The organism is Oceaniglobus roseus (genome assembly GCF_002869745.1).
GTDB lineage: Bacteria > Pseudomonadota > Alphaproteobacteria > Rhodobacterales > Rhodobacteraceae > Oceaniglobus > Oceaniglobus roseus.
Genome location: NZ_PNOS01000032.1, coordinates 1 through 20,976, shown reverse-complemented (window position 1 = coordinate 20,976; position 20,976 = coordinate 1). Strand labels below are relative to the sequence as shown.

Annotated in this window: 21 protein-coding genes and 1 tRNA gene; 12 read left to right on the top strand and 10 right to left on the bottom strand. The window is 69.7% G+C overall.

Features of this window, described 5'->3' with window-relative positions; genetic code table 11:
• Positions 1-526: 526 nt before the first annotated feature.
• Both A7B20_RS15325 and A7B20_RS15320 read right to left on the bottom strand, forming a co-directional pair.
• Positions 527-1,291: an NAD kinase gene (locus A7B20_RS15325; protein WP_102109457.1), complete on the bottom strand. Its 765-nt coding sequence runs from the start codon at positions 1,289-1,291 to the stop codon at positions 527-529.
• A 77-nt stretch (positions 1,292-1,368) separates the two neighbouring features.
• Positions 1,369-1,893 (bottom strand): GNAT family N-acetyltransferase, encoded by a 525-nt coding sequence (locus tag A7B20_RS15320; protein WP_102109456.1) that lies wholly within the window; start codon positions 1,891-1,893, stop codon positions 1,369-1,371.
• Positions 1,894-2,016: 123 nt separating this feature from the next.
• On the opposite strand from A7B20_RS15320, the gene glyA reads away from it, so the two are divergent.
• Positions 2,017-3,312 carry a serine hydroxymethyltransferase gene (gene glyA / locus A7B20_RS15315; protein WP_102109455.1) on the top strand — a complete coding sequence of 432 codons (1,296 nt, stop codon included), beginning with the start codon at positions 2,017-2,019 and terminating at the stop codon, positions 3,310-3,312.
• A 172-nt stretch (positions 3,313-3,484) separates the two neighbouring features.
• Complete coding sequence (locus A7B20_RS15310; RefSeq protein WP_342747267.1) at positions 3,485-4,369, top strand: DUF817 domain-containing protein; 885 nt, start codon at positions 3,485-3,487, stop codon at positions 4,367-4,369.
• Positions 4,370-4,388: 19 nt separating this feature from the next.
• On the opposite strand, the gene A7B20_RS15305 is transcribed toward A7B20_RS15310, so the two are convergent.
• On the bottom strand, positions 4,389-4,751 hold the full coding sequence (locus tag A7B20_RS15305) for a hypothetical protein (protein WP_102109454.1): 363 nt from the start codon (positions 4,749-4,751) through the stop codon (positions 4,389-4,391).
• Positions 4,752-4,841: 90 nt separating this feature from the next.
• Between A7B20_RS15305 and A7B20_RS15300 the strand changes: the two genes are divergently transcribed.
• The gene (locus tag A7B20_RS15300; RefSeq protein WP_102109453.1) at positions 4,842-5,600 is read left to right on the top strand and encodes an alpha/beta fold hydrolase; all 759 of its coding nucleotides are present in this window, start codon (positions 4,842-4,844) and stop codon (positions 5,598-5,600) included.
• Between the two features lie 103 nt (positions 5,601-5,703).
• Positions 5,704-5,780: transfer RNA gene (locus A7B20_RS15295), tRNA-Met, on the top strand.
• 428 nt (positions 5,781-6,208) lie between these two features.
• Here A7B20_RS15295 and A7B20_RS15290 read toward each other — a convergent pair.
• The 5 genes from A7B20_RS15290 to A7B20_RS15270 all read right to left on the bottom strand — a co-directional run bounded on the left by A7B20_RS15290 (position 6,209) and on the right by A7B20_RS15270 (position 11,395).
• Positions 6,209-7,279, bottom strand: a complete 1,071-nt coding sequence (locus tag A7B20_RS15290) for an ABC transporter ATP-binding protein (protein WP_102109452.1) — start codon at positions 7,277-7,279, stop codon at positions 6,209-6,211.
• Positions 7,276-8,091, bottom strand: coding sequence for an ABC transporter permease (locus A7B20_RS15285; RefSeq protein ID WP_102109451.1), 816 nt, complete (start codon positions 8,089-8,091; stop codon positions 7,276-7,278). Before A7B20_RS15285 ends, A7B20_RS15290 begins: the two co-directional genes overlap by 4 nt.
• Positions 8,088-9,008: an ABC transporter permease gene (locus tag A7B20_RS15280; RefSeq protein ID WP_102109450.1), complete on the bottom strand. Its 921-nt coding sequence runs from the start codon at positions 9,006-9,008 to the stop codon at positions 8,088-8,090. The genes A7B20_RS15285 and A7B20_RS15280 overlap by 4 nt, the downstream gene beginning before the upstream one ends.
• A 97-nt stretch (positions 9,009-9,105) precedes the next feature.
• Positions 9,106-10,206, bottom strand: a complete 1,101-nt coding sequence (locus A7B20_RS15275) for an ABC transporter substrate-binding protein (RefSeq protein ID WP_102109449.1) — start codon at positions 10,204-10,206, stop codon at positions 9,106-9,108.
• Positions 10,207-10,393: 187 nt separating this feature from the next.
• The gene (locus tag A7B20_RS15270) at positions 10,394-11,395 is read right to left on the bottom strand and encodes a LacI family DNA-binding transcriptional regulator (protein WP_102109448.1); all 1,002 of its coding nucleotides are present in this window, start codon (positions 11,393-11,395) and stop codon (positions 10,394-10,396) included.
• Between the two features lie 120 nt (positions 11,396-11,515).
• Between A7B20_RS15270 and A7B20_RS15265 the strand changes: the two genes are divergently transcribed.
• From A7B20_RS15265 to A7B20_RS15230, 8 genes are all read left to right on the top strand, one after another.
• Complete coding sequence (locus tag A7B20_RS15265; RefSeq protein WP_102109447.1) at positions 11,516-12,574, top strand: sugar phosphate isomerase/epimerase family protein; 1,059 nt, start codon at positions 11,516-11,518, stop codon at positions 12,572-12,574.
• A gap of 1 nt (position 12,575) precedes the next feature.
• The gene (locus A7B20_RS15260; RefSeq protein WP_216641212.1) at positions 12,576-13,706 is read left to right on the top strand and encodes a Gfo/Idh/MocA family protein; all 1,131 of its coding nucleotides are present in this window, start codon (positions 12,576-12,578) and stop codon (positions 13,704-13,706) included.
• Positions 13,703-14,551 carry a sugar phosphate isomerase/epimerase family protein gene (locus A7B20_RS15255; RefSeq protein ID WP_102109446.1) on the top strand — a complete coding sequence of 283 codons (849 nt, stop codon included), beginning with the start codon at positions 13,703-13,705 and terminating at the stop codon, positions 14,549-14,551. The genes A7B20_RS15260 and A7B20_RS15255 overlap by 4 nt, the downstream gene beginning before the upstream one ends.
• The gene (locus A7B20_RS15250; RefSeq protein WP_216641211.1) at positions 14,548-16,077 is read left to right on the top strand and encodes a sugar ABC transporter ATP-binding protein; all 1,530 of its coding nucleotides are present in this window, start codon (positions 14,548-14,550) and stop codon (positions 16,075-16,077) included. The genes A7B20_RS15255 and A7B20_RS15250 overlap by 4 nt, the downstream gene beginning before the upstream one ends.
• Positions 16,074-17,060, top strand: a complete 987-nt coding sequence (locus tag A7B20_RS15245; RefSeq protein WP_102109444.1) for an ABC transporter permease — start codon at positions 16,074-16,076, stop codon at positions 17,058-17,060. The genes A7B20_RS15250 and A7B20_RS15245 overlap by 4 nt, the downstream gene beginning before the upstream one ends.
• The gene (locus A7B20_RS15240; RefSeq protein WP_102109443.1) at positions 17,057-18,040 is read left to right on the top strand and encodes an ABC transporter permease; all 984 of its coding nucleotides are present in this window, start codon (positions 17,057-17,059) and stop codon (positions 18,038-18,040) included. The genes A7B20_RS15245 and A7B20_RS15240 overlap by 4 nt, the downstream gene beginning before the upstream one ends.
• 43 nt (positions 18,041-18,083) lie before the next feature.
• A complete protein-coding gene (locus A7B20_RS15235; RefSeq protein WP_102109442.1) occupies positions 18,084-19,202 on the top strand; it encodes a substrate-binding domain-containing protein in 1,119 nt (372 codons plus the stop codon).
• Between the two features lie 69 nt (positions 19,203-19,271).
• The gene (locus A7B20_RS15230; protein ID WP_102109441.1) at positions 19,272-19,835 is read left to right on the top strand and encodes a cupin domain-containing protein; all 564 of its coding nucleotides are present in this window, start codon (positions 19,272-19,274) and stop codon (positions 19,833-19,835) included.
• Between the two features lie 27 nt (positions 19,836-19,862).
• Here A7B20_RS15230 and A7B20_RS15225 read toward each other — a convergent pair whose 3' ends face one another.
• Both A7B20_RS15225 and A7B20_RS15220 read right to left on the bottom strand, forming a co-directional pair.
• A complete protein-coding gene (locus tag A7B20_RS15225; RefSeq protein WP_102109440.1) occupies positions 19,863-20,525 on the bottom strand; it encodes a DUF1523 family protein in 663 nt (220 codons plus the stop codon).
• A 9-nt stretch (positions 20,526-20,534) separates the two neighbouring features.
• Positions 20,535-20,804: a hypothetical protein gene (locus A7B20_RS15220; RefSeq protein ID WP_342747266.1), complete on the bottom strand. Its 270-nt coding sequence runs from the start codon at positions 20,802-20,804 to the stop codon at positions 20,535-20,537.
• Between the last annotated feature and the right edge of the window lie 172 nt (positions 20,805-20,976).

Genomic DNA, 20,976 nt, shown 5'->3' with positions numbered 1-20,976 from the left:
GGTCCGGAGAGGGCAGTCTTGTGGCGCTGTCTAAAGTGCGGGCCATCTCCGCCTCGATCCCGCCGCCCCGCCGCCGATGCCGACCCGGCAGAGCGTGACCCTTTCGCCCTCGGCCGCATCTAGGGCGCCGCCGGTGCGCAAGCCCGGCGACATGCCGCCCGTCCGGCGGCGGACCTCCACGGACCAGGTGTCTGCAAGGGTCGCGCCGGGGCGCTCCTTCGCGGCAAGGGTGGAGACATGCCGCCCGTCCGGCCACGTAATTTCATGGATCAGATGCCCGCAAGGCCTGCCTCGGGGTCTTCGCGGCAAGGATTGCCTGACAGTCCCCGGTCGTCATGGACATCGCGCGGGCGACGCCCGCGAGGCGCTGCGGCGCGCTGCCCATGGCCGGGGCGACCCGACCATGAACAGCGCACCCGTCAATGCAGCAGCTGAAATCTTCGGTCTCGTCAATGTCTGCGTTCAATGACCCCGATGATCCGGCATCGGGATCGCGCGTTCAAATGACAAGGACCGTCGGAACGGCTCAGACGAACTGTTCGCGGGTCAGCCGCTCTTCCAGGCCGTGGCCGGGATCGAACAGCAGGCGGTGGCGGACGGAGGTCTTCGACCGGATCTCGACCGTGGCGACGTCGCGCACCGACTGGCGGCTATCGGCATCGGCCATGACCGGGCGCTTCTCGGGCTCCAGCACCTCGATGCGCACGGTGCAGGACTTCGGCAGCAGCGCGCCGCGCCAGCGGCGGGGGCGGAAGGCGGCCATGGCGGTCAGCGCCAGCACCTCGGCCCCGATGGGCAGGATCGGTCCGTGGGCGGAATAGTTGTAGGCGGTGGACCCGGCGGGCGTCGCGACGAGCGCGCCGTCACAGACGAGTTCCGCGAGGCGCATCCGGCCGTCGACGTGGATGGCGAGCTTCGCCGCCTGGGGCCCGGCGCGCAGCAGCGCGACCTCGTTGATCGCAAGGGCTTCGTGCACCCGGCCGTCGATGCTGGTGGCGGTCATCACCAGCGGGTTGATCACCTCCTCCTCGGCGGCGTCGATGCGGGCGGGCAGATCCTCTTCCGAGTACTCGTTCATCAGGAAGCCGATGGTGCCGCGGTTCATGCCGTAGACCGGCACGCCCAGCATCATGGTGGCGTGGAGCGTCTGGAGCATGAAGCCGTCGCCGCCGAGCGCGACGATCACCTCGGCCCGCTCCGGCGGCACGGTGCCGTGGAGCGCGCGAAGGCGTTCGGCCGCCGCCTGCGCCATGGGCGCCGAGCTGGCCTCGAAGGCGATGGCGCGCGGCATGGCGTGCTCCGGTTGGTCCGCTCATGGATGGCGCGGAGGCGACGGGATTACAAGTCCGGCGAAGGTCGCGGGGGATTTCAGGCGCCGAGGCGGCGGGACAGGATCAGGTTCGGATAGGACTGTCCGCCGAAGCTGAAGCGCGTCTCGCCGGCGACGTGGAAGCCGTGGGCGGTGTAGAAGCGGAGGGCCGCGTCGTTCTCGGCGTTGACGGCGAGCCAGGGCGCCGGGGCGCCCGCCGCGCGACATTGGTCCAAAGCGGCGGACAGCAGCGCGGCGCCGATCCCCCTGCCCTGGTGGCGCGGCTGGACATAGAGCGTCGCGATCTCGGTGTCCGAGCACCCCTCGACCGGGGCGCGGCTGCCGTCGGTCAGGCGCAGGAAGCCGTCGATGCCCTCGGCGTTGCAGGACACGGTGAAGGTTTCCTTCGGGTCGGCGAGGCGGGCGGCGAAGCGGGCGGCGGTGAACTCGGCCAGCGCGTAGTCGGCGAAATGGGCGTTGATGCCGCGGCGGATGTAGGTGGAGAGCCAGACCTCGACCGAGAGCGCGGCGAGGCTGGAGGCGTCGTCGGCGGTGGCGGGGCGGAGGCGGGGCGGGCAGCGCATCCCCGCGCCCTAGCCGGGGCGGACGCCGCTGCCAAGGGCGGGAGCGCCGCAATCCGGTCTTTTTCGAAACCCGCGCATCGGATAGACCCTTGCGCAACCTTCACCCGTCCCAGGAGTGCTGCCATGAACGCCCCCCACAAGAGCTCAGGCTTCTTCACCGAACCCCTCTCCGAGCGCGATCCCGAGATCTTCGGCGCCATCGGCAAGGAGCTGCACCGCCAGCAGACCGAGATCGAGCTGATCGCGTCCGAGAACATCGTATCGAAGGCGGTGATGGAGGCGCAGGGGTCGGTGATGACGAACAAGTACGCCGAGGGCTATCCCGGGCGGCGTTACTATGGCGGCTGCCAGTACGTCGACATCGCCGAGGAGCTGGCGATCGAGCGGGCGTGTAGGCTGTTCGACTGCGGCTTCGCCAACGTGCAGCCGAACTCCGGCTCGCAGGCCAACCAGGGGGTGTTCACCGCCCTGCTGAAGCCGGGCGACACCATCCTCGGCATGTCTCTGGACGCGGGCGGGCACCTGACCCACGGCGCGAAGCCCAACCAGTCGGGCAAGTGGTTCAACGCCGTGCAGTACGGCGTGAAGCGCGACACGCTGGAGCTGGACTATGACCAGGTGGCGGCGCTGGCAGAGGAGCACCAGCCGAAGATGATCATCGCCGGCGGCTCGGCCATTCCGCGGGTGATCGACTTTGCCCGCATGCGGGAGATCGCCGACTCCGTGGGCGCCTGGCTGCTGGCGGACGTCGCGCATTTCGCCGGGCTGATCGCGGCGGGCGAATACCCCTCGCCCTTCCCCCATGTCCACGTCGCGACGACGACCACCCACAAGACCCTGCGCGGCCCCCGCGGCGGCATGATCCTGACCAACGACGAGGACATCGCGAAGAAGGTCAACTCGGCGATCTTCCCGGGCATCCAGGGCGGTCCGCTGATGCATGTCATCGCGGCGAAGGCGGTGGCTTTCGGCGAGGCGCTGCGCCCCGATTTCAAGGTCTACCAGCAGCAGGTGATCGCCAACGCCAAGGTGCTGGCGGCCCGGCTGATGGAGGGGGGCCTCGACATCGTCACCGGCGGGACCGACAGCCACGTGCTGCTCGTCGACCTGCGCCCCAAGGGGGTGAAGGGCAACGCAACGGAAAAGGCGCTCGGGCGCGCGAACATCACCTGCAACAAGAACGGCATCCCGTTCGACGACGAGAAGCCGACGGTGACCTCGGGGATCCGGCTGGGCGCACCCGCCGGGACGACGCGCGGCTTCGGCGCGGCGGAGTTCACCCAGATCGCCGACTGGATCGTGCAGGTGGTCGACGGCCTTGCCGCCAACGGCGAGGACGGCAACGGCGAGATCGAGGCGCGCGTGAAGGGCGAGGTCGAGGCGCTGTGTGCCCGCTTCCCGATCTATCCCGAGGCGTGAGGCGCGGGTTGTAGGTGTGGGAGCGAGGGGCCCTGCCCCTCGCGCACCCCGGGATATTTGGGAAGCAAAGATGGGGTGAAGCGGTGCGGAGCGGGTTTGCCGTCCGGCCGGGCGGCGGACCGGTGCGGTCACGGACGGCCGGTGCCAAGGGCATGACGCGGAAGGCTTTCCGGTGAGCAGGGTCGACAGGGTCGATGTTCCCCCGGCGGACACCCGGGGGATCGAGCGGCACCTCGGCGACCGGGTGCGCGCGCACCTGCCGCCGGGCTGGGCGGAGCTGGTGATGTTCGTGCTGAAACAGGGCTGGGCCGCCCTGTACGGTGCCCTGCTGCTGATTGCCATCCTTGCAAGTCACGCGGCCTGGCGCCCGGACTGGCCGGTCGCGCGCTACGATGCGCTGCTGGTCTTCGCGGTGGCGGTGCAGGCCCTGTTCCTCGCCTTCCGGCTGGAGACCTGGCGCGAGGTGCGGGTGATCCTGATCTTCCATGCCGTCGGGACGCTGATGGAGATCTTCAAGGTCGACGCCGGATCGTGGAGCTATCCCGAGCCCGGGCTGTTCAAGATCGGCGGCGTGCCGCTGTTCTCGGGCTTCATGTATGCGAGCGTCGGCAGCTACATGGCGCGGGCGATCCGGGTCTTCGAGATGCGCTTCGCGCCCTACCCCGCCTTCCCCGCGACGGTGGCCCTGGCCGTGGCGATCTACGTCAACTTCTTTGCCCACCACGTCCTGCCCGACGCCCGCTCCCTGCTGTTCGCCGCGACGCTGGCGCTGTTCTGGCGGACCCGGATATGGTTCCGCATCGGCCATCGCGACCGCTGGATGCCGCTGCCGCTGGCCGCCTTCCTGTCGAGCCTCGCGCTGTGGGTGGCCGAGAACGTGGGTACCCACGGCGGTGTCTGGATCTATGCCGGGCAGAGCGAGGGCGACTGGGTGAGCCCGGCCAAGATCGGATCGTGGTACCTGCTTCTGTTCGTGAGCTTCGTGAGCGTCACCCTGGTGGTGCGCGACGTGCTGCACCCCGCACCGCTGGCGGGCGGCTTGGGGTCGCGGCGCTGACGGCGACGGGGCGGAAGGCTCAGAGGAAGCCGCGCCAGAGCAGCAGGGCGATCAGGAGCGCGCCGATGACGAGGACGTTGAAGGCGTTGGTCGTCACGAACCCGAGAAGGGCGCGGACGATGCGCTCGGAGCCGTCGATGCCTTCGAGGAAGCGCTTGCAGTCGCGGTAGGCGCGGTCGTGGTCCATCAGGTGCAGCTGCTTGGCGAGGCGCGGATGCTCGGCAAGGCGGGCGGCCTGGGCCAGCTGCTCGGCCTCCCTGCGGATCCGGCGGGGCAGCAGGCGTCCGGCCCGGCGCAGCTTGGTCTCGAGCCCCGTGCCGCCCACGCCGAGGCGCGCGCCGATCAGGTCGGCGATCTCCTGTGCCTGCTCCTTCGGGGTCATCACCCATCCTTTTTGCGCCCTCCTACTCCAGAGGTTCCGCGCGCTCAATATGCTGTGGCGCGGGGAGAGGGTGCGGGATAGAACGGCGGCATGTTGAACACGGTCCACCACGGGGAACCGGGCGCCCTGCCGCCCCTGCTGATCGTTCCGGGACTGTTCGGATCGGCCCGGAACTGGGGCGCCGTGGCGGCGCGGCTGGCCAGCGACCGCCAGGTGGTGGCGGTGGACATGCGCAACCACGGCGGCTCCTTCCGGAGCGACACCCACGGCTATCCCGAGATGGCGGGCGACCTGGCGGAGGTGCTGGAGACGCTCGACGTCCCCGCCGACGTGCTGGGCCATTCCATGGGCGGCAAGGCGGCGATGGTGCTGGCGCTGACCCGGCCCGGGCTGGTGCGCCGCCTGATCGTCGCCGACATCGCGCCGGTCGCCTACCGGCACACGCAGCTGCCGCTGGTGGAGGCGATGCGGGGGCTGGACCTGACCGGCATCACCCGGCGCAGCGAGGCCGACGCGCGGCTGGCCGAGACGGTGGAGGACCGGGGCGTGCGCGCCTTCCTGCTGCAGTCGCTGGACGTGGCCGAGGGGCGCTGGCGGCTGAACCTCGACGTGTTGGCGCGCGAAATGCCAAAGATCATGGGCTGGCCCGGGATCGCGGGCAGCTTCGACGGCCCGACCCTGTTCCTGACCGGTGCCGAAAGCGGCTACGTCCGCCCCGAGCACCGGGGAGCGATCCGCGCCCTCTTCCCCGCCGCCCGCTTCGCCGCGATCCGCGATGCGGGCCACTGGCTTCACGCCGAGAAGCCGCGCGAGGTGGAGGCTTCGGTGCGGGTGTTTCTTGGCGGCTGACGGCTGACGCGAGGGCATGCAGATTTTTCGTCATGAAAGTGCAGCAATCCGCCCTCTCCCCCTTGCGACTCACCGGAGGCTCCAATAGATAACCCGGACTTGGCGCGGGATGGAGCAGCCCGGTAGCTCGTCAGGCTCATAACCTGAAGGTCGTAGGTTCAAATCCTACTCCCGCAACCAAGTTTCTCGACAGGACAGCGAAGGTACAGGCCAGAGGGCCTGCGCGTTTCGCGCTTCAAAGTCGTGTCGAATGCGCCCGAAAGCTTCCCCAGATTTGCGCTCGCTCCCGACCGCTCCGTGTAACACCGGCGGACACGGAAGGCGCCGCGGTAGGCCAGCCTTTCGCGCCGTCCAGGGCAGGGGTTCGCGGAGTTTCGCGGTAGGCCATCTGGTTTCCTGTGGTGAGAATCGACGCGAAGGCGGCGCTTTGGGCGGGCTGCCGGGCGGAGTGCGAAGCCAGGGGTGTCGGGCCTGGCGCGCCGGGTTCTTTCCCTGCCCCGCCGCCCGGCAGCGCCGGCGCCCAAGACGCCGGGGGCAGGGACGCCCCCCCGACATTGGGATCCTGCTCGCCGCGGACGCGGGCGCGCAGGGTCTCCCGCTCCTGGAACTCAGGCGGCCGGGCCGTCCTCCAGCACGATCAGGTCGCGCGACGAAAGGCTGAGGTCGGTCCGCGTGCCGATGCCGGGGGGCGGGGTGTCGGGGCGGTTGAAGGTGTCGAGCGACAGGGTGCCGCCCTCGGTCTCGGCGCGGATCCGGATCACCGCGCCCATGAAGTCCACCGCGGTGATGCGCGCGCGCAGCATCACCTCGCGCCCCGGCGCGGCGCCGATGCGGATCGCCTCGGGCCGGAACGCGACGCGGACCCGCCGGCCCGGCGCCACCGCAAGCGGGCCGCTCATGGTCAGGGTCGTGCCGCCGATCTCGACCAGGCCGCGGCCGGGATCCCTCACGACCGCCTCGAGCTGGTTCAGCGTGCCGACGAAGCCCGCGACGAAGCGCGTGCGGGGGCGGTTGTAGATCTCGAACGGGGTGCCGACCTGCTCGGCGACGCCGCCGTTCATCACCACGACGCGGTCCGACATCGACAGCGCCTCCTCCTGGTCGTGGGTGACGAAGATCGTCGTGATCCCGAGGTCGCGCTGGATCTCGCGGATCTCGCTTCTGAGCGACACGCGGATCTTCGCGTCGAGCGCCGACAGCGGCTCGTCCAGCAGCAGCACCCGGGGGCGCACCGCCAGCGCCCGGGCGAGCGCGACCCGCTGCTGCTGGCCGCCCGACAGCTGGTAGGGATAGCGCGCGCCGAGGTCCGGCAGGCCGATCAGTCGCAGCATCTCGGCCACGCGCGTTTCGCGCTCGGGCCCGGGCACGCCGGCGACGCGCAGGCCGAACGCCACGTTCTGCGCCACGGTCAGGTTCGGAAACAGGGCGTAGGATTGGAACACCATGCCGATCCTGCGCCGGTTCGGAGGCAGCGCGGTCACGTCCTCGCCGTCGATGCGGAGGCTGCCCGCGCTCGGCGTCTCGAAGCCCGCGATCATCCGCAGCACGGTCGTCTTGCCGCAGCCCGAGGGGCCGAGGAGCGACACGAACTCGCCCCGCTCCACGCCGAGGGTGAAGTCCTTCACCACGGTGTTCGCAGCGAAGCTCTTGCGGATGGAGGAGAGGGCGAGGAAGCTCATGGCGTCGTGCTCGTTTTTAGAGGGGCGCGGCGGCGGCGGCCGGGGCTGCGGGTGGCGAAGAGCTGCATCAGCGCCATCAGCGTCCAGGTCAGCGCGAAGCTGAGGATGGCGAGCGCCGCGGGCTCGTAGGCATAGTCCTGTCCGAGCTGCACCATGTAGGGGCCGAAGGCCGGGCGGTTCAGCAGGCTCGCCAGCACGAACTCGCCGAGGCAGATCGAGAAGGTCAGGAAGGCGCCCGACACGATGGCCGAGCGGACGTTCGGAAAGATCACCCCGGCGATGGTGCGGATGCGGGAGGCGCCGAGGCTTTCGGCCGCCTCGGTCAGGGTGCGGATGTCGATCGCCGCCATGCCGTTGTCGACGGCCCGGAACATGTAGGGCAGCGACAGCACGACATAGCCCATGACCAGCAGCACGTTCGTGCCGGATGCGGTCATCGTCAGCGGCAGGACCGAGTTCGAGCCGAAGAGCCGGATGTGACCGAAGACCAGCACGACCGGCGGGATGATCAGCGGCAGCAGCGACAGGAACTCGACCACGGGCCTGAGACGCGGAAGCTTGAGCCGCACCCAGTAGACGGTGGGCACCACCAGCAGCGCGCCCATCGCGATGGCGGCGAAGGAGGCGACGGCGGAGAAGGTGAGCGTAGACAGGAACACGCTGCTCGACAGCACCGACCGGTAGGCCTCGAGGGACAGCTCGCCCCGCTTCATCTGGAGCGAGAACTGAAACGCGGCATAGAGCGGCACGAGGAAATAGGCCGCCCCCAGCAGCACGATCACGGTCGACAGGATCGGCGTGCCGCGCCTCATCGCTGCCACCGCTCGGCCCGGGCGCGCAACATCAGGTAGAGCGTGTTCGACACCGCCATGATCGCGATCATCCCCACCGCCAGCGCGTAGCCAAGGTTCGGATTGTACAAGACGTTGCCGCGGATCTGCTGGAACAGGAGGATCGGCACGACGGAAAAGTTCGATCCCGTCAAGGCGATCACCGTGGCCAGCGTGCCGAAGGCGTTGGCGAAGAGCAGCAGGAAGCAGCCCAGGACCGAGGGCGCCAGCACCGGCGCGCCGACATGGCGCCAGAACTGGAACCGGCTGGCGCCGAGGCTCGCCGCCGCCTCGCTCCAGTCGGGCTTCAGCCCTTCGAGGGCGGGGGTGACGACCAGCAGCATCAGCGGCATCTGGAAGTAGAGATAGGTCAGCGCCAGCCCCCAGAACGAGAACAGCGAGAAGCCTGTGCCGTAGAGGTTGAAGCCGAACAGGTCGCGCAGCAGCACGGTGACGAGGCCGATCCGCCCCAGCGTCGCGATGAAGGCGAAGGCCAGTGGCACGCCCGCGAAATTCGACGCGACCCCGGAGAAGGTGGTGACGGCGCTGCGCACCCAGGAGGGCAGCCCGCCCAGCACCACCGCCCAGGCAAGGAGCAGCCCGGCCACCGTGCCGATCAGCGCCGAGGCGAGGCTGAGGCGGATCGAAAGCCAGTAGGACGCGGCGATGTTCGGCGCGGCGAGGTCGCGGATGTTCTGGAGGGTGAAGCCTCCGTCGGGGTGCTGGAAGGCGCCGGTGACGAGGTAAAACACCGGCGCGACCATGAACAGCGCGGTGAACGCGAGATAGGGCAGCGCGCCGAGCCAGTCCCAGCGGCCCCGCGCCCCGCGCAGGAACGGCGGGCGCGGCGCCGTCCGGGGCGCGGTCTCTTCCAGTGCGTCGGTGGCGATCGTCGTCATCTGCTCGGCCGCTGGCCCGGACGCCGTGCGCCCGGGCTTCTGCAAAGGCGGCGCCGGGACAGCCGCCCCGGCCCCGCGGTGATCATGCCCGGGCGGATCAGTTCGCGCCCATCTCGGTCGCCCAGTTGTCGGCGGTGGCGGTCTTGGCGGCGGTCTGCTCGTCCAGGGTGGGGAACACGGCCTTGGCATAGTTCTCGGCCGGGGGCAGCGCCTCCATCAGGTCGGCGGGCAGCTTGTCGGCCTCGGCCATGGCGTTGAACCGGATCGGGTGGCAGTAGCCCTTCAGCCACAGCAGCTGGCCCTCGTCGGAATAGAGGTACTCCATCCACAGCTTCGCCGCGTTCGGGTGCGGCGCGAAGGCCGAGATCGCCTGGACATAGACACCGGCCACCACGCCGTCCGACGGCACCATGACCTCGACCGGCGGGTTGCCCGCCAGCTTGTCGCGCATCGCCAGCAGGTTGTAGTCCCAGTCGAAGTAGATCGGCGTCGTGCCCTGCGCGAGGTTCTGGGCCGAGCCGTTGACCGGCACCAGGTTGCCGTTCTCCTTCATCGCCTTTAAATAGGCGATGCCCGCGTTCAGCGCCTCCGCGCCCGCGGCCTCGGGCGACGTCGACAGGCCCGCGGCATAGACCGTCATCATGGTCGAGTTGCCGGTGCGCGGATCGCCCGGGATGGCGACCGAGTTGGCGTATTTCGGATCCATCAGGTCGGCGAAGCTCTTCGGTTCGTCGGTGACGATGTCCTTGTTCACCGCGAAGGCCAGCACGCCGTAATAGTCGCCGTACCAGTAGCCCTCGGGGTCCTTGGCGCTGTCCGGGATCTCGTCCCAGGTGGCGACCTTGTAGGGCTGGAGCAGCCCCTCGGCCTTGGCTGACGGGCCGAAACCGAGGCCGACGTCGATCACGTCGGGCGCCTGCGGGCCGGTGTTGTCCCTGTTCGCCTTGATCGCCTCGATCTCGTCGCCCGAGCCTGCGTTCGGGTTCAGCTCGTTCACGGTGATGCCCGGATACTTGGCCTTGAAGCCGTCGATCACGGCACCGTAGCCGCACCAGTCGTGGGGCAGCGCGATGGTGGTCAGCTGGCCTTCTTCCTTGGCGGCGGCGTAGAGGTCTTCGATCGACTGGGCCGAGGCAGCCGCGGCGGACAGGATCGCGAGGACACCCGCCGAGGTGGCAAGCGCGGAACGAAGGGTCATGGTAATCTCCATAAGCAGATGCAGCCCGACGCGGCACGGGGCGGCGGCGGAACCCGGCAGCGGGTGACAGGCGGATTAGGGGCCGGGTGTTATGGATTTATGACAAATCGCGACAAACTCGCCCGCGAGGTACGGTTTCGCACCCTGCCCCGGTCCGCCTCGTGCCTGCGCCGGGAAGAATGAGCGGTCAGGTGTGCGCGGGTCCGGTCGAGGCGCGCTCGACCAGCGCGGCGGCGACGTGGATCGGGGGCGCGGGACGGGAGCGCGGCTCTTTCGCAGGGGCGCCCATCATCGCGATGACCCGCTCCGCCGCGAGCCGTCCCATCGCCTCGCGCGGCTGGCGGATGGTGGTCAGCGAGGGCAGGAAGCGGTCGGCGAAGTCGATGTCGTCGAAACCCACCACCGACACGTCGCCCGGCACGGAAAAGCCCATGTGCACGCACTCCGAGATGAAGCCGAGCGCGCATTCGTCCGAGGCGCAGAAGGCCGCGGTCGGGCGGTCGGACAGCTTTGCCCAGCGCCGCGCGGCCCCGGCCCCCGCTTCCATCGTGAAATCGCCCGGAAACACCACGGGCGCGATGCCGCTCTCTGCCGCGGTTCCGCTGAAGCCCTGCTGCCGGGTCAGGGCCAGCACGTTGTCTCCGGGGCCGCTGACGTGCAGCACCTTCCGGTGGCCGAGCGCGGCAAGGTGGCGCACGGCCAGGCCGGCGGCGGCGCGGTTGTCGATGCCGAGGCGCGGGGCGTCGTAGGCGTCGTTCCATTCGCTGAGCTGGATCAGCGGCAGCTGCCAGCCGTTCACCACCTCGGGGTCGAGGCTGCCGTCGAGCAGCACGATCCCGTCCGCCCGCCCGTCGTAACCGAGCGACAGCAGCCTCTCGCGGCCGATCCGGCTGTCCGAGATCTGCACCGTGAGCCCCGCCGCGCTGGCCTCTTCCTGAACCGCGGCGAAGATCCGGCTGAAGAAAGTGTTGGACAGGTTCGGCGCGAGGATCAGGATCGAGCGCGCCCGCCGCATCCTGAGATCCCGCGCGGCGGCGTTGATGCGGTAGCCCGTCGCCTTCACCGCCTCCATCACCTTCTCGCGGGTGGCGAGGCCGACGCTTTCCGGCGTCGAGAGCGCCCGGCTGACGGTGGCCGTGGAGACGCCGGCAAGCGTCGCCACATCCTTGATCTTCGGCCGTGCCCGCATGGGTTCTCCCGGAAAACAGCGGGACTGTAATCGATTGCAAATTGTCTTGCAATGCTGCGGCGAATCGCGTTGTAATCGATTGCAGAGGCGCCGGGGAGGACGGCGCCGCTGGGAGGAACCATGAAGACAATGAAGGGCCCCGCCCTTTTCCTGGCGCAGTTCGCGTCGGACGACGCCCCGTTCAACGGCTGGCGTGCGATCACCCGCTGGGCGGCCGACTGCGGCTACGAGGGGGTGCAGGTTCCAAGCTGGGACAAGCGGCTGTTCAACCTCGAAACCGCCGCCGCCTCGCAGGATTACTGCGACACGTTCAAGGGTGAGGCCGCCGAGAACGGCATCGCGGTGACGGAACTCTCCGCCCATCTGCAGGGGCAGCTCGTCGCGGTCCACCCGGCCTACGACATCGCCTTCGAAGGCTTCGCCGACCCGTCCGTGCGCGGCGATCCGAAGGCACGGCAGGAATGGGCGGTGCGGCAGGTGCGCCTCGCGCTCGACGCATCGGCCAACCTCGGCCTCACCGCGCTCGGCGCCTTCTCCGGCGCCCTCGCCTGGCCCTACGTCTATCCCTGGCCGCAGCGGCCCGCGGGTCTGGTGGAGGCCGCCTTCGACGAACTGGCAAAGCGCTGGCGTCCGATCCTCGACCATGCGGCCGAGAAGGGCGTGGACATCTGCTACGAGATCCACCCCGGCGAGGATCTGCACGACGGCGTCAGCTTCGAGATGTTCCTCGACCGCGTGGACCAGCACCCGCGCGCCCGGATGCTCTACGACCCGTCGCACTATGTGCTCCAGTGCCTCGACTACATCGCCCACCTCGACGATTACGCCGGGCGGATCGGGATGTTCCACGTCAAGGACGCGGAGTTCAATCCGACCGGCAAGCAGGGCGTCTACGGCGGCTACCAGTCCTGGGTGAACCGGGCGGGCCGGTTCCGCAGCCCCGGAGACGGTCAGGTGGATTTCGGCGCAGTCTTTTCGAAGCTCACGGCGATGGATTTCGACGGCTGGGCGGTGGTCGAATGGGAATGCGCCCTGAAGCACCCCGAGGACGGGGCGCGGGAGGGGGCGCAGTTCGTGCGCGACCACATCATCCGCGTGACCGAGCGCGCCTTCGACGATTTCGCGGACGGCGGGGCGGACGATGCCGCCAACCGCCGGATGTTGGGGCTGGAGGTCTGAGATGGCCGACGCACCCATCCGGCTCGGCATGGTCGGCGGCGGCGGCGACGCCTTCATCGGCGCGGTCCACCGCATCGCCGCGCGGCTCGACGGGCACTACACGCTGGTCGCGGGCGCGCTGAGTTCGACGCCCGAGAAGGCGCGGGCCAGCGCCGGGGCGCTTGGCCTGCCCCGCAGCTACGACAGTTTCGCCGCCATGGCCGAGGGCGAGGCGGGGCGCGAGGACGGGATCGAGGCGGTGGCGATCGTCACCCCGAACCATGTCCACGCCGAGGCCGCCATCGCCTTTCTCGACCGCGGGATCCACGTGATCTGCGACAAGCCCCTGACCGCGACGCTGGAGCAGGCCGAGGCGCTGGCGAAGGCCGCGCGGCGCTCGGACGCGCTGTTCGTGCTGACCCACAACTACACCGGCTACCCGATGGTCCGGCAGGCGCGCGAGATGGTGGCCGACGGGCTGCTCGGCACCCTGCGCGTCGTGCAGGCGGAATATGCGCAGGACTGGATGGCCGGCGCGGCCGAGGGCAAGCAGGCGGAATGGCGGATGGACCCCGAGCGTTCCGGCATGGGCGGGGCCATCGGCGACATCGGCACCCACGCCTACAACCTCGCCTGTTTCGTCTCGGGCCTGACGCTGGAAAGCCTCTCGGCGGACTTGCAGGCCTTCGGCGAGGGACGGGTGCTGGACGACAACGCCCACATGATGCTGCGCTGGCAGGGCGGCGCGCGGGGGATGCTCTGGTGCTCCCAGGTCGCCACCGGCAACGAGAACGCCCTGCGCCTGCGCCTCTACGGCGACAAGGGCGGGCTCGAGTGGGAGCAGGAAGAGCCGAACCGCCTGTGGTTCACGCCGCTGGGCGAGCCGAAGCGGCTGCTGACCCGCAACGGCGCGGGGGCGAGCGCGGCGAACACCGCCGCCAGCCGCGTGCCGGGGGGCCATCCCGAAGGCTACCTTGAAGGCTTCGCCAACATCTACACCGACGCCGCCCGCGCGATCCTCTCCCGTCGCAGGGGAGAGGCGGTGCCGGACGGGCTGCTTTACCCCACGCTCGAGGACGGGCTGGCGGGGATGCGCTTCGTGGCGGCCTGCGTGCGCTCGTCGCGGGACAACGGCGCCTGGGTGACGCCATGAAACTCGGCGTCAACCTCCTCTGCCTCGGCGGTCACATCGACGAAAGCCACCTGCCCCAGATCGAGCGGATCGCCGAGATTGGTTACGACCATGTCGAGGTGCCGGTGATGCGCGGCAGCCCCGACCACTACGCCTGGCTCGGCGGCAAGCTGTCCGGGATGGGCCTCGGCCGCGCGCAGACCTCGATCGTGCCCGATCCCGATGCCAGCCCGCTCTCCGACGATCCGGCGGTGCGCCGGCGCGGTCTCGACCACCTGTCGTGGATCCAGGACTGTGCCGAGGCGCTCGGCTCGGAAACCGTCGGCGGGCCGTTTCACGCGCCCATGGGGCATTTCACCGGCGAGGGGCCGACCGAGGGCGAGATCGAGCGCGGCGCCGAGGCGCACCGCGCGATGGCCGAGCGGGCGGCGAGGAACGGCTACAGGCTCGCGCTCGAACATCTGAACCGGTTCGAGACCTACTTCCTGAACACCATGGCCCAGGCCCGCGACTATGCCGACCGCGTGGACCACCCGGCCTTCGGCATCATGTACGACACCTTCCACGCCAATATCGAGGAGCAGGACCAGCACGCCGCGATCCGTCATCTGGGCGAGAAGATGCACGTCCTGCACCTGTCCGAGAACGACCGCGGCGTGGTCGGGCGCGGCCAGATTGACTTCGCGGGTATCCTGAGGACGGTGCGCGCCGCCGGCTTCGACGGCCACGTGGTGCTGGAAGCCTTCGGCGCGGGCGTGCCCGAGCTTGCGGCGGCCACGCGGGTCTGGCGGCCGCTGTTCCCGGATTTCGAGACGCTGTTCACCGAATCCCACGATGTCATCCGCAGGGCATGGGAGGCCGCATGACCGCCCCTGCCCCCGGCTCCGCGCCCATGATCGAGATGAAGGGCATCACCAAGACCTTCCCGGGAGTCCGCGCGCTGTCGGACGTCAGCTTCGACGTGCGCGCGGGCGAGGTGCAGGCGCTGGTGGGCGAGAACGGGGCGGGCAAGTCGACCCTCATCAAGATCCTCTCGGGCGTCTACCGGGCCGATTCCGGCGCGGTGCTGCTGAACGGCGAGCCGGTGCATTTCGCCCATCCCGTCGAGTCGCTCCGGGCCGGGATCGCGGTGATCTACCAGGAGTTCTCGCTGCTGCCCGAGCGGACCGTCGCGCAGAACCTGTTCCTGGGCCGCGAGCCGCGCACCCGCTTCGGGCTGATCGACGGCGCGCGGATGCGGCGCGAGACGCGGGAGGTGCTGTCGCTCTTCGCCGCCGCCGGGCGGATTGACCCCGACCGCATCGTCGGCACGCTGGACGTGGCCACGCAGCAGGTGGTGGAGATCGCCAAGGCAGTCTCGACAGGCGCCCGCGTCGTGGTGATGGACGAGCCGACGGCGGCGCTGAACGAGGCGGAGTGCGAGGAACTGTTCGCCACCGTCGACACGCTGCGGACCCGGGGCGTCGCGATCATCTACATCACCCACAGGATGCGCGAGATCGCGCGGCTGGCCGACCGCGTCACAGTGCTGAAGGACGGCGAGGTGGCCGCGCGCTTCGACGAGGTGCCCGAGCCCGCGGAGATCGTGCGCGCGATGGTCGGCCGCGACATCGCCGATTTCTACGCCGCTCCCGCCACGGCCGGGGAGATCGGTCCGCCGGTCCTGACCGTCAGGGGCGGCGGCAACGCGGTGCTGAAGGGCATCGATCTGGAGGTGAAGGCGGGCGAGATCGTCGGCCTTGCCGGGATCCAGGGCGCGGGCCGCGTGGCGCTGGCCATGGCGCTGTTCGGGCAGGCACCCTTCGAGCGGGGCGAGGTGACGCTGAGCGGCGAAAGGGTCGATTTCCGCAGCCCCCGCGCCGCGATCCTCGGCGGCGTGGGCCTTCTGCCCGGCGACCGCAAGAGCGAGGGGCTGGTGCTGATGCAGTCCGTCCGCGACAACGGGATGCTGACCTCCCGCGCCTTCGCGCCGCTCTGGGCCTCGGACCGGCGCAACGCCCATGCCGACACGACTGGCATGGACGGGCTCCTGGACCGGATGGAGATCCGCGCCGCCTCCTACGACCAGGACATCCGCGCGCTTTCGGGGGGCAACCAGCAGAAGGCCATCGTCGCGCGGTGGCTGTCGATGCGCCCGAAGCTTTTGATCTTCATCGAGCCGACCCGCGGCATCGACGTGAACGCCAAGGCCGGGATCTATCACCTGATGCGCGACCTCGCGCGGGAGGGCGCGGGGATCCTGATGATCTCGTCGGACCTGCCCGAGGTGATCGGCGCCGCCGACCGGGTGCTGGTGATGCAGGAGGGGCGGATCGTGGCCGCCTTCGGCCGCGGCGCGAGCGAGCAGGAGATCATGCACGCCGCGACCGGCGGGGCCGAGGTGGCCGCATGAGCCTCGCCGAAGACACTCCGCCCCGCGCCACGGGCTTCCGCTTCGAACGCTGGGCGCCGCTGATCCTTCTGGCGGGCGCGGCGCTGATCTATGTCGCCGTCGCCATCGGCACGGGGCAGGCGCAGTACCTGACGCTGGACAACCTCATCGCCATCCTCGGCCGCTCCATCGCGCTCGGCATCACGGCGATCGGGCAGACCTTCGTGATCCTCGTCGCGTCCATCGACCTCAGCGTGGCAAGCCTGATCTCGGCCACCGCCGTCCTCGCCTCGGTCGTGATGGACGGCGCGCCCGCAATGATCCTGCCCGCGATCCTGGCGGCGCTGGCGCTCGGCGCGCTGGTCGGGGTCTGCAACGGGCTGATGGTGAGCGCGCTGAAGGTGAACCCGCTGATCGCGACGCTGGGGATGAGCCTGATCATCCAGGGCTGCCTCTCGGCCTTCGTGTCGAACTTCGCGGGCAAGGTGCCCGTGGCCTTCCAGGTCTTCGCCTATGGCGAGATCGGCCCCTTCCCCCTGGCGCTGATCTTCCTCGCGCTGATGGCGGCGCTCGCCTGGGCGGTGCTGCGGTTCACCAGGTTCGGCTCCGACATCTACGCCGTCGGCGGCAACGAGGAGGCGGCGCGCTTCGCCGGGATCAAGACCGGGCGCGTCGTCATCCTGACCCATGTCATCTGCTCGGTCTGCGCCGCTATCGCGGGGCTGTACCTCGCCAGCCGCCTGCGCTCGGGCGCGCCGTGGATCGGGTCGGACGGGGTCTATGACCTCGAAAGCATCGCGGTTGTGGTGATCGGCGGAACGGTGCTGGCGGGCGGGCGCGGCGGGATCTGGGGGACCATGGCGGGGATGCTGATCTTCTCGCTGATCGATTCCGTCTTCAACATCGCGGGCGTGGACAGCTTCGCCAAGCAGGTGCTGAGGGGCATCATCATCGTCGCCGCCGTCGCCTTCTATGCCATCCGTTCGAAGAGGATCGTGGCATGAGCGACAGCACCGCCCGCCCCCGCGCCGCCCGGCGCCGCCTGCCGCGGGTCAATCCGGTCTGGCTGCTGCTGGCCGCGCTGATCCTCGCCATCGTCTTCATGAACCCCGGGTTCGTGGAGCCCACCGGCTACATGAACTTCCTGAAACGGGCGGCGCCGCTCGCCATCCTCGCCGCCGGGCAGGTCTATGTCATCGTCTCGGGCGGCTTCGACCTGTCGGTCGGCTCGCTCATCACGCTGGTCGTCGTCGGCTCGTCCATGCTGACGAACAACGACCCTTCGGCGACGGTCTGGGTGATCCCGCTGATGCTGGCGCTCGGCCTTGGCGTCGGCGCGGTGAACGGAGCGATCGTCTGCTTCCTGCGGGTACCCTCGCTGATCGCGACGCTGGGCATGATGATCACGCTGAACGGGCTGGCCTTCCTCTGGTCGGGCGGCGCGCCGCGCGGATATCTGCCCGACACCTTCCGCTTCTTCGGGCGCGAGCTGATCAAGGACGTGCCGCTGGTGCGCTTCATCCCCGTGTCGGTGATCGTGCTGGTGGTGGTCGTGGGGCTGCTGACCTGGCTGATGCACCGCACCAACCTCGGCCGACAGGTCCACGCCATCGGCGACAACCCCGTGGCCGCGCGGCTGGCGGGGGTCGCGGTGAACCGGGTCCGCATCACCGCCTTCATGCTCTCGGGCCTCTCGGGCGCGCTGGCGGGCATCCTTCTGGGCGGGTTCGCCGGGGTGTCGACCGATGTCGGCACCGGCTACGAGCTGCAGGCGATCACCGCCGCGGTGCTGGGCGGCGCGCAGCTTCTGGGCGGGCGCGGCTCGGTCCCCGCGGCCGTGGGCGGAGCGCTGGCGCTGACGGCCATCTTCACGCTTTTGAACTTCCTCGGTCTGCCGCAACCCGTCCGGCAGGTGGTGCAGGGTCTGATCCTGATCGCGGCCGTCGCGCTGGCCATGCACCGAAGGGAGGAGACGGGAACCTGAGGGTCGCAAAACGCGGCCCCCAACCGATAGGGAGAGAGACCACATGAAACGCATCCTGTTGGCGACCGGCGCCCTGGCCCTGAGCCTTGCGCCGCTTCACGCCCAGAACTTCGACGACCCCGAGGAGTTCGCCAAGCAGAAGGAACAGCTGGCGGCGACGCCGGAAGGCCCCGAGGGCCAGCCCTGGCTTCAGCACATCGGCGGCGAAATGGTCGAAACGGCGGACCTGGGCCTGAGCGCGCCCGCGACCGTCTGCTTCTCGAACGCCGGCGTGAACAACCCCTGGCGCGTCGTCGGCTATACCAACATGACCGAGGAGGTGAAGAACCACGAATCCATCGGCAACTTCATCCACGTCGACGCCGAAGGCTCGGACGACAAGCAGATCGCCGACATCGACGACCTCTTGGCGGGCGGCGAGTGCGACGTGATGATCGTCTCGCCCAACACCACCGCCGCGCTGACCCCGGCGGTCGAGCGCGCCTGCGAGGCGATGCCGGTGATCGTCTTCGACCGCGGCGTGAACACCCAGTGCCCCGTCACCTTCATCCACCCCGTCGGCGGCTACGGCTTCGGCATCCAGGGGGCGGAGTTCATCGCCAGCAAGCTGGAACAGGGCGACAACGTGCTGATGCTGCGCATCCTGCCCGGCGTCGACGTGCTGGAGACGCGGTATTCGGCCGGGCGGCGGATCCTCGACGAGGCGGGGATGAACATCGTCGGCGCCGAATTCACCGATGGCGACAACGCCAAGACCAAGTCCATCGTGGAAGATTACCTGATGCGCGGCGACATCGACGCCGTGTGGATGGACGCGGGCGCCACCGCCGTCGCCGCCATCGAGGCGTTCGAGGATTCAGGCTATGACATCCCGGTGTTCGTGGGCGAGGACCAGCAGGACTTCCTGCGGAAGTGGCAGGACGAGGGGCTGACCGCCATCGCGCCGACCTATCCGACCTACCAGTGGCGCACGGCGATCATCGCCGCCGCGAAGGTCATCGAGGGCGAGGCGGTGCCGGGGCCCGAGTGGGTGCTGCCGCAGCCGGCGATCACCCAGGAGAACCTGGACCAGTACGTGAACCCGGCGATGCCGCCGCTGCACTATGCGATGTGCGGCTGCGAGGAGATGGAGAACTATCCCCAGGCCTGGGGCGGCAACTGAGCCGACGGACGGGGGCGGCGCAGGCCGCCCCTTTTCATTTCGGAACGGCTTGAAGAAGGGAGGACCGGCATGACCGGCAAGATCGAAGAACATCAGTCGATGCCCCGGGGACGGGTGCCCAACAGCCGCTTTCCGCTGCTGATCCACCGCGGCGGCGTTCCCGGCGGCGGGCTCGACGCCGTGCGCGGGCGGTTCCGGGAGAACGGCTGGCTGAACAACTGGCGCTATCCCGGAATCTACACCTATCACCACTTCCACTCGACGACCCACGAATGCCTCGGCGTCGCCGAAGGCTGGATGGAACTGGAACTGTTCGGCAAGGGCGGCACGAAGGTGCGCGTCGAGGCGGGGGATGTCGTGGTGATGCCCGCGGGCGTGTCGCACTGCATGATCGGCAATTCCGACGACGTGATGGTGACCGGCGGCTATCCCGAGGGGCGCGACTGGGACAACATCCAGGAGGAATTCGTGAGCGAGGCCGACTTCCGCGCCGCCGCCAAGCTGATCATGTCGCTGCCGATCCCGGCCAGCGATCCCGTGACGGGCCGGCCGCTGCACCAGTGGCGCGACGCGCCCTCCTCGGTCGACGGCGGCTGGAACGATTTCCGGGACGGGCTGGACGCCTCGGGCTGACCCCCTCCGGTGCGGCCGGGGCGCGGCCTATCGCCGCCGCGGCCCCGGCTTCTTCTTCCAGGTGTCGAGCCAGCGGTTCAGGCGGCCGCGCTTCTCGTCGGCATAGGCGTCGGCGCGGTCCCAGGCCTCGCCCGCGTCCTCGATCAGCGGATCGACGGTGCGCTGGCGGAACTGGAGCCACATGGCGCGGATCAGCAGCACGAGGACCAGGAGCGCGCCGAGGATCACGATGTTGAGCCAGGGGATCAGCGTCACGTCCGGCCCCGCGACCGGGCGGATGCCCACGGCATTGGGGAAGATCGACAGGAACTCGTTGCGCCAGCCATAGTGGCGCACGACCACCCATTCCGGGTTGGCGCGGGTCGAGATCATGTCGCTCGCCTGGGCCTGGAGGTTCGACGAGTCGAGCTTGAAATAGGGCGGCCAGCCCCAGCCCGTGTCCTCGTTGCGATAGACGACGGGGCGGCCGTTGGGCCTGATCGTCTCGATGAAGCGGACGTCACGGTTGGTGGTGTCCGGGTTGTTGCCGACGTCGGTCTGGGCCCAGAACCAGCTGTTCTCGCCCACGTCGACGCGGCGCACCTCGGTGTTGACCACGCGCACGATGTCCTGCTGGGGCAGCGTATAGTGCAGGAAGCCGGCCAGGATCACGGCGATGACCAGCCAAAAGGCCCATTTGACGTAGCGCATGCGTGGCTCCTACCAGTAGTTGATCGCGTAGATCAGGGTGCCGACCACGATCGGCGGGATGACATAGACGCCGAGGATCAGCTTGCGCCGCAGCGAGCTGTCGTATTCGGCGAGCCCCGCGCGCACGAACTCCTCGCGCTCGCCGGGGCGCCCCTCGGCCTCCCAAGCGTTCTCCAGCTTCTCGCGGCGGACCGAGCGGGAGTAGAGCGACAGCAGGACGTAGATCACGCTGAGGATCACGAAGCCCATCAGGGCGAGGCGGGCGATGGCGAAGATCACGAACGTCTTCCGGTGGCTGGACCCCAGGGGCCGACGCGGGGCGCGGCGGCGGCGGCGGGGCGGCGGGGTTCGGCGGGCGGCGGCGGCGGTGCGGCGGGGGGGGGGCGCGGGGGGGGGCCCCCCCCGGCGGGGGCGGGGGCCGAGAGGGGGCGGCGCGGCCCCGCCCTGGCGG